The following is an 8360-nucleotide window of genomic DNA, read 5'->3' as shown; positions in this document are numbered from 1 at the left end:
ACTTTTTCTCTTCGTAGTACGATAGTTGTGGAAAGTAAAGAGTAAATGTAGAACCCTGCCCGACTTGTGAAGCGACAGTTACTTCAATTCCCAATTTCTCTGATAGATTCTTTACTAAATACAAGCCTAATCCTGTCGAATGGACTTGAGCATTTCGTCCATTGGAACCAGTAAAGCCTTTGTCAAAAATACGTCGGCTATCTTCTGTAGGGATGCCTATGCCTGTATCCGTCAGGCTTAAGGACACGCCTTGTATGTTTCTGGCAAGCTTGATCGTGATTTTCCCATGATTGGGGGTGTATTTGATGGCATTGGATAGTAATTGTCGAAAAATAAACGCCAACCATTTGCCATCAGTCAGGACCAACTGATCATCACCTTGTAATTCAAAGTGAATAGCTTTTTGAATAAAAAAGTTTGCTTGACTACGAATGACCGGCTGAATGGCTTCTTTCAGTGAAGTCTCTTGAATAAGGTAATCTTTGGAAAAACTATCCAACCGTGCGACATATAAGACTTGTTCCACATAGTCATTCATTCGACCAAGCTCATTTTCGATCGCCAAAAATTTCGCATCTGGCAAATCAAATTCCACTGATTGGAGAAGCAATTTTGTCGCTGCAAGTGGTACTTTGATTTCATGGACCCAAGAATCAATGTAATCTTTTTGTTCTTCCTGGCTGCGGATGACTTGTTGCATGGTCTCTTGGTGCTCGCGCAATAGCTGATTCATATACGCTTGTTGCACTCGCTCTTCTTCCGTTTTCGCACCCGTGACATAATCTTGAAGCAAGCTGTCATTTGATGTACACGTAATCTTAGCCCACCACTTGCGCTTCAATGAGTAATAAATAGCTTGAAATCCTACCAGCAATACTCCTTCTAGAAAGAACAAATACCCCACAACACTCCAACGAAATGGATAATTAGGTGTCAGCCATAAGACAAAGACCGTCAATGCCATAAACACAATCCAAGCCAAATACAACAGCCACTGGTCCTTTAAAAATTTTCTAATTGTCATATCGCACCTCACGGAATGATATATCCTTGTCCGACCTTCGTTTCAATATAATTTTGGACACCAGCTTGTTCAATCTTGCGCCGCAGCCGATTGATATTGACAGTCAATGTATTGTCATCGACAAAGCGTTCATCGTCCCATAGTGCTCGTAATAATTTTTCCCGACTCAAAATTTTGCCGTGGTTTTTCATCAAAATAAATAATAATCGGTACTCATTTTTACTTAGATCAACTAATGTGCCATTAATTTCTACACTACTATTTTCCACATTTAAAACAAGTCCATTGTGAGTAAAAGTTTCTTGTGTGCCTTTGACGTAATTATACGAGCGTCGTAACAAAGCATTTATTTTGGCAACGAGCACATCCAATTCAAATGGCTTTGTGACAAAATCATCGCCACCCATATTCATCGCCATAATCATATCCATGTTGGTATTGCGACTGGAGATAAAAATAATCGGTACGTTTGATACTTCGCGAATTTTTTGACACCAATAAAACCCATCAAACACAGGTAAATTAATATCTAATAAAACGAGCTGCGGCGCTTGTGATTGAAAATCTTCGAAGACTTCTTGAAAATCTGTTGACCCAAATGTCTCAAATTGCCACTTTTGAAGTTCTTCGCTGATGAGTTGCCTAATGACCGCTTCATCCTCAACAATCATTATCTTAGCCATAAGTACGCCTCCTTCTTCTTTCTTTCACTTTACCAAATATTGCACCAATTCACCATGATAATTATCGAAAAAAAATTGCCATCTACTACAACCGAATGATGGCTGTCATGTAGATAGCAATTCTTTTATTTGGTTAGTTCACTGGCAGCTTGTTCATCAACAATAACAATCACATTAGGATGCGTCTGTAAGACACTGGCGGGTAACTGCTCAGTCACTGGTCCTTCAATCATTTTCGCTACTGCTGCTGCTTTTTCCTTACCAAAGGCCATTAAGATGATTTGTTTACTTTTCAAAATAGACGCAATCCCCATGGACAATGCATGTGTCGGTACTTCTTCGATGGAATCAAAGTAGCGTTTATTGGCCTCAATCGTTGAATCCGTCAGTGCAACAACATGCGTCTGTACATCGAAAGAGGTCCCTGGTTCATTGAAGCCGATGTGACCATTGCGTCCAATCCCAAGTACTTGTAGATCAATAGGGTGTTGGGCAATGATGTCATTATAGCGAGCACATTCTTCATCCAAATCTTTGGCTTGTCCATTTGGTACGAACGTTTCCTTAAATGGCTTTTTATTAAATAAGTGCTCATTCATGAAGTAGCGATAGCTTTGCGGATTTTCACCACTCAATCCGACATATTCATCTAAATTAACCGAAGTCAGATGAGAGAAATCGAGTGCACTTGTAACCATTTCTTGGTAGAGGGTGACGGGTGTACTCCCTGTCGCTAACCCTAGCGTCGTAATTCCTTTGTCCATCGCTTCTTTTAATTGTGCGAAAGCTTGTTTGCCGCCTTCTTGTGCATGTTTCACTTGAATGACTTTCATTTATAACGCCCCCTATTTGGTATATACCAAATATACCACGAAAAAGAGTGCTGCGCAAGAAATGTCTATACCAATTTTTAATTACCTAAATACGCCGTTAATTTGGCTTGATTCACTTGTGGAAATGGTTGTAGTTTCGCTGGAAATTCCGCCAAGACTTGACGCACCATGTTTGGTTGGTCATTTTCAACCTGTAGTACTAGCAGTGGCTCGTGCAAGCTCATACGCAACAAGAACCAACCGGATCCGTATGGGTCTGATACGGTAAAGCGGACACCCTCTTCATTTTCCGAATCTAATGTCCAGCCTTCATGATTGCATTTTCGGAAGGCTTCAATCACTGATTCACCTAAGCCGCGGTATTCATCAGCCATTAATTCAAAGCGAATTTCTTGTGTTTCTGCGGGCTGCTTCAAATCGGCAATCAGTTCATCTAATGAGCGGTGTTGGGCTTGCAATTTAGGTAGCAACATCAAAATTTTGGCAATCACATATGCTCCATCATCAAGGAAATAATTCTCTTTAAATGCCGCATGCCCACTTGTTTCAATCGCCAATTGGCAATCAACGCCTGCCGCATTAAGGGCAATCGCCTTATTAATCACATTACGATACCCTGAAATATAGCGGACTTGCTTCCCACCTAGTTGTTCAATAAATTGTTTCAAGTGATTCGATGTCGGAGAGTTCGTGACAATACTTGTATTTGGGTGTTCAGCTAAGACGATACGACTCAAGACAGCAATCAAATTATTGCGGTTTAAGACATCACCACTTTTAGTGACGACAGCTGAACGGTCGACATCGGTATCAAAAATTACACCTAAATCAGCTTGATTGTCTAAGACTGCTGCTTTGATACTGGCCATTGCTTCTTTATTATCAGGGTTCGGGATATGATTTGGGAAATGGCCATCTGGTTCTAGAAATTGTGAGCCAGTGGTATCGGCACCGAGTGGTTGAAGTACTTTCTCGGCAAAGTACCCACCTGCACCATTGCCGGCATCGACAATAATTTTCAGACCTTTTAGTGGCTGTGCTTCTTTTGTCTGCATACCTAGACGAATTTTGGCTACTAAATCGTCTGCATATGGTGTCAATAGATCCGCTTTTTCAATCGTTCCTTGACTAGCCTGAACAGCCTCAGTATGTTGCAAGATATAGGCAATATCGCTCTTCTCTGCACCGCCTGTTTTACTAAACACTTTGATTCCATTAAAATAAAATGGCAAATGACTTGCGGTAAACATAATGCCCGCATCGCAAGCGAATTGTTCAAACTGCGTGCTCATAAACATAGCCGGCGTCGTTGCGAGCTGAAAATCTATGACATGTACTCCGAGATTCGTTAGCTCGTCCATAAAGGTTGCTGCAAGCTCTGGTCCACTCAAACGACTATCTCTACCCACACCGATTGTAAGTGGATTGGTTTGAATTGCTTTTTCATTTCTTAACCAATTCACCAACCCTTTGGCTACTTCTTTTACGACTGCTGGTGTCAAGTTGGCCTGGTGCTGCTCGGTCGTAATGGCAATACCGCGAATATCCGATCCATTCTGTAATTCCGTTAACTGACTCATCTTCCTTCCTCCTATCCTATGATTCACTACCATTATACCAAACTTCTCTAACCGGTAGACTTGAACTTTTTGTGAGTATTGTTTTATTCAAAAAAACTTCAAACGCGCAGGATGCGAACGTTTGAAGTTTGATAAGGCTAGTTCTTTTCAATGATTAGCATATTTTGTTCATCAAAGGCCCAACTATCTGCATAAGCCACCTCCCAATAATACCCATCTAAATCTTGAAAGTACCCACTATACCCTCCCCAAAAGACCCTCTCTGCTGGTTTGATGATATTACCATTGTTTTGAGCAACCAATGATAAAAACGAGTCGACTTCTTCTTTTGATTTCATATTGATAGCTAAAGTAAATCTTTAAAGCTAGTCGAATCTATCTCTGGCGGATTGGCAGCATGAATATCTTTGGCTAACGCCTCACGTTGAAATAGTTCTAATTTGGTTCCTTGATTATCAAAAAAGACAATAAGTGGATTCATTTCTTTTTCATAAAACTGGAAACCCAGTGCCTTATAAAATGCCATTGACCGGGCCACACTTTGCACACCTAATCAAATCAAATTAATGCGGTTCAACTTCATCACTCCTTTGTATCAATAGTCCGTTGTTTTATTAATTGGTGCGAATTAAATCGTATTGCGATTGATACAAATGATGGTATTTGCCATTTAATGCCATTAATTCATCATGCGTGCCTGCTTCAGCAATCGTGCCTCCATCAACGTAGAAGATTTGATCACTATTTTTTATTGTAGACAGGCGATGAGCGATAATAAACGACGTGCGCCCCTTTAATAGCTCCTGCAGCCCAACTTGTAACTGCTCTTCAGTTTTGGTATCAATACTGGACGTCGCTTCATCTAAGATCAGTAACTTAGGATCTGCTAATAACGCACGCGCAAATGATAACAATTGCCGCTGACCAGCAGATAATGTACTTCCGCGCTCCTCGACGACAGTCTGATAGCCATCCTTTAAATCTTGAATAAATTCGTGGGCACGTACAATTTTAGCAGCTGCTATTATTTCTTCTTCGGTCGCATCCAGCTTGCCGTAACGAATGTTTTCTAAAATCGTCCCCGAAAAGATAAAGGTATCTTGTAGCATCACGCCCATCTGTGAGCGTAAGGAATGAAGTGTCACCTCGCGAACATCGACACCGTCAATTAAGACTTGGCCGGCTTGCACATCGTAAAACCGACTCAGCAAATTAATCACCGTCGTCTTGCCAGCACCGGTCGGACCAACTAAGGCAATGCTTTGGCCTGGTGTAATATGGAAAGACACCTTGCTTAAAATAGGCTTTGCTGGCTCGTAGCCAAATGTCACTTCAGAGAAACGCACCTCTCCTTTCATTGGTGGCAACGGCTTAGCATTAGGAGCATCTTGAATTTCAGGAATTTCATCCATCGTTTCAAAGATCCGTTCCAAATAGGCGGTCGCTGTAATCAAAGAGTTGTAGAAATTTCCAATGTTGATGACCGGATTCCAAAAATTGTTGATATAACCAATAAAGGCAATCAGTGTCCCCGTCGAGACCGAGACTCCAAGTTGCTTAATTCCCACAAAATAAATCAAGCAAGTCGTTAACACAGAAATATTTTGCACGACTGGCCAAAGCAAAAACTGAATCTTCACGGCTCTCATCCATGAACTACGATAGTCTTCGTTCACTTCGTTAAATACGTGATAATTTTCTCGTTCTCTTGCAAATGATTGGGTAATCTTGATGCCCGCAATGCTCTCGTGGATATAAGCATTTAAATTGGATTGCTTGTTACTTAATACTTGATAGGCTTTTCGTTGCTTTTGTTTAATGATCATGACTAAGCCAAATAATACCGGCAACAAAGCAAGACTATAGAGCGTCAATACTGGATCAATCCATGCCATAAAGAGCAAGGTCACCACGACACTCATCATGTCTGAGATCAAATTGATTAATCCATTACTCAATAAGTCACTTAAAGTATTGATATAATTGACCACGCGAATCAAGATTTTTCCATGTGGTCGATTGTCAAAATAGGAGAACGGCAAGGTCTGTAAATGGTGAAAAATATCAAACCGCATATCCTTTAACATATCTTGTCCAATCTCAGTGATTTTTAAAATCCGATACTTCATACACCAAGCGATGACAAATAGTGAAACAAAGAAGATGCCACTAATCCATAAAAGTAAGGAAATATTTTTCTTGGGAATGACTTGATCGATAGCAATTTTGGTAAAGTAAGGTCCTAACATACTCGCGATGTTCGCTACAAAGATAACCAATAAAACTTTATAGATTGCGTCTTTATATGGCTTGACGTATTGACCTAGCCGTCGATAATGTTGCCAATTAAATTCTTGTTCTAATTCTTCATCTTCTGCAAATGTATTGCGTGCCATTAGCCAGTCACCTCATCTCTAGATATTGCCAAGCCTAATTGTTTTTGATAGACCTCGTAATAGGCCCCTTTTTTTGCGACTAATTCTTCGTGCGTCCCTTTTTCAACGATGCGTCCTTTTTCCATCATCAAAATGACATCGGCTTCTCGGACGGAAGAAATTCGGTGAGCAATAATAAAGGTCGTCTTTTCAGTCGTTAAGCGCGTTAATTCTTGCTGGATTTTGGATTCTGTCTCCATATCCACGGCTGAAGTAGTGTCATCCAAAATTAAAATAGCTGGATTTTTCGCCAATGCTCGAGCCAAAGAAATTCGTTGCTTTTGGCCTCCTGACAATCCCACGCCCCGTTCACCGATAATCGTGCTATAACCATCTGGCATTTTACTAATGAACAGATCTGCATCTGCAATGCGAGCCATCTCGCGAATGTATGGTGCATCAGCTGTCGGATTTCCAAAGGCAATATTTTCTTCGATAGTATTAGAAAATAAAAAGATGTCTTGCATCACCATCGCAATATTTTCTCTCAACTGCCTTACTGGATAGCTCTTAGCATCTTTGCCATCAATTTTCACCGTCCCACTAGTTGGATCATAAAAGCGAGCGACCAAGTTCACTAAGGTCGTTTTACCCGAGCCTGTTTCACCTAAGATACCGATTGTTTGACCTGGATGAATAGAAAAGGATATATCTGACAGCACGTTAGTCTTTGGATCGTCAGAAAAATGAAACGACACATGATCGAATTCGACATCGCCATGAATCAGTACTTCTTCTGGATGTGTGGTAATTGGGATTTGTGGCTTTGTATTGAGCATTTGTCTAATTTTGATGCAGGCCGCTGAGAAGCGTTGCACGTCGTTGATTAGCCAGCCACTCATCCGCATCGGCATATTTAGCATCCACAAAAAGCCATTAAACGCAATTAAATCACCCAAAGTCATCTGCTGATGAATCACTAGTAACCCACCTAATGCCAGCGAAATCAACGTCAGACTACCGGCAAATAAATCTAGCCACGGCAAATACGTCGCTGATACGTTGGCTGATGCCATATTCTTTGCCTTGTAATCTTCATTATGATGAGAAAATTTATCAAGCTCGTATTGCTCTCTAGTGAATGCCTTGACGACACGATTGCCACCGATATTTTCTTCGACCATCGAGTTCAGCCGTGCAAAGCTTTCACGAATCTCAAAGAAGACAGGATGTGCTTCTTTCGACATTTTGACAGTAAAAAAGTAAATCAACGGTGTAATCACTAGCATAGCGAGTGTTAGTGGCACGCTAAGTGTAAACATGACCCCCATCGCTAGGACAAACCAAATGATACATTCTAAAATATTGTAGATTACCCATGAAACAAAGTGCCGAATCGCATCCGTATCTCCAGTCATCCGCGCCATAATATCCCCCACACGCGTATGATTAAAAAAATCAAAATCCAATTCTTGTAGCTTCTTATACATATCTTGCCGTAAGACAAATAAAGTATTTTGACCAACTCGTTCAAATAAAATTTGATACGAATAGCGAATGACGGTACGAATTAATGTGACTGCAATCATCACTGCTAAAAAAGGAAGCAGCCATTCAGTTTTTTGTTGATCAATCACGACATCGACTAATTTACCTGACAATAGTGGGTTGACCACGATCAAGGCCGCATTGAGTAGCAAAAAGATCAATGCTAGCCATAAGTGCTTGCGATAGGCTTTTGCATAGTGCCATATCCATTGAAAATTATTCATTTCTTTTTCCTCCAACTTTTTTTGCTAGTCCTATCTTATCCTTACTGTGAAAAATAAGAATGGATTTATTTAGTCAGAAAGATGGATAATTTT

8 protein-coding genes are annotated in these 8360 nt (G+C 40.6%); all 8 read right to left on the bottom strand.

Features of this window, described 5'->3' with window-relative positions:
• Positions 1–1024, bottom strand: a 1024-nt coding sequence (sapS, locus tag NE257_RS08550; protein ID WP_251886206.1) for a two-component system sensor histidine kinase SapS, incomplete at its 3' end; no start/stop codon positions are given.
• 8 nt (positions 1025–1032) lie between these two features.
• Positions 1033–1707 carry a two-component system response regulator SapR gene (gene sapR, locus NE257_RS08545; RefSeq protein ID WP_007207516.1) on the bottom strand — a complete coding sequence of 225 codons (675 nt, stop codon included), beginning with the start codon at positions 1705–1707 and terminating at the stop codon, positions 1033–1035.
• 125 nt (positions 1708–1832) lie between these two features.
• Complete coding sequence (gene nagB / locus NE257_RS08540) at positions 1833–2540, bottom strand: glucosamine-6-phosphate deaminase (protein ID WP_251869988.1); 708 nt, start codon at positions 2538–2540, stop codon at positions 1833–1835.
• Positions 2541–2617: 77 nt separating this feature from the next.
• Positions 2618–4120: a phosphohexomutase domain-containing protein gene (locus NE257_RS08535; RefSeq protein ID WP_251852071.1), complete on the bottom strand. Its 1503-nt coding sequence runs from the start codon at positions 4118–4120 to the stop codon at positions 2618–2620.
• 137 nt (positions 4121–4257) lie between these two features.
• Positions 4258–4458, bottom strand: a complete 201-nt coding sequence (locus NE257_RS08530; protein WP_251886205.1) for a VOC family protein — start codon at positions 4456–4458, stop codon at positions 4258–4260.
• Positions 4459–4466: 8 nt separating this feature from the next.
• The gene (locus NE257_RS08525) at positions 4467–4646 is read right to left on the bottom strand and encodes a VOC family protein (protein WP_251854812.1); all 180 of its coding nucleotides are present in this window, start codon (positions 4644–4646) and stop codon (positions 4467–4469) included.
• 88 nt (positions 4647–4734) lie between these two features.
• Positions 4735–6516 carry an ABC transporter ATP-binding protein gene (locus NE257_RS08520; protein WP_251886204.1) on the bottom strand — a complete coding sequence of 594 codons (1782 nt, stop codon included), beginning with the start codon at positions 6514–6516 and terminating at the stop codon, positions 4735–4737.
• The gene (locus tag NE257_RS08515) at positions 6516–8267 is read right to left on the bottom strand and encodes an ABC transporter ATP-binding protein (RefSeq protein ID WP_251854811.1); all 1752 of its coding nucleotides are present in this window, start codon (positions 8265–8267) and stop codon (positions 6516–6518) included. The genes NE257_RS08520 and NE257_RS08515 overlap by 1 nt, the downstream gene beginning before the upstream one ends.
• Between the last annotated feature and the right edge of the window lie 93 nt (positions 8268–8360).

Source organism: Enterococcus italicus (genome assembly GCF_023743875.1).
In the GTDB taxonomy this organism is placed as follows: domain Bacteria; phylum Bacillota; class Bacilli; order Lactobacillales; family Enterococcaceae; genus Enterococcus_G; species Enterococcus_G italicus.
Note: the sequence above shows the minus strand (reverse complement) of the source record. Positions and strands in the feature narration are given on the sequence as shown.

Excerpts from the sequence above, each read along its gene's own strand:
- NE257_RS08535 (WP_251852071.1), bottom strand. The coding sequence starts at position 4,120 with ATGAGTCAGTTAACGGAATTACAGAATGGATCGGATATTCGCGGTATT.
- nagB (WP_251869988.1), bottom strand. The coding sequence starts at position 2,540 with ATGAAAGTCATTCAAGTGAAACATGCACAAGAAGGCGGCAAACAAGCT.
- sapR (WP_007207516.1), bottom strand. The coding sequence starts at position 1,707 with ATGGCTAAGATAATGATTGTTGAGGATGAAGCGGTCATTAGGCAACTC.
- NE257_RS08525 (WP_251854812.1), bottom strand. The coding sequence starts at position 4,646 with ATGGCATTTTATAAGGCACTGGGTTTCCAGTTTTATGAAAAAGAAATG.
- NE257_RS08515 (WP_251854811.1), bottom strand. The coding sequence starts at position 8,267 with ATGAATAATTTTCAATGGATATGGCACTATGCAAAAGCCTATCGCAAG.
- NE257_RS08520 (WP_251886204.1), bottom strand. The coding sequence starts at position 6,516 with ATGGCACGCAATACATTTGCAGAAGATGAAGAATTAGAACAAGAATTT.
- NE257_RS08530 (WP_251886205.1), bottom strand. The coding sequence starts at position 4,458 with ATGAAATCAAAAGAAGAAGTCGACTCGTTTTTATCATTGGTTGCTCAA.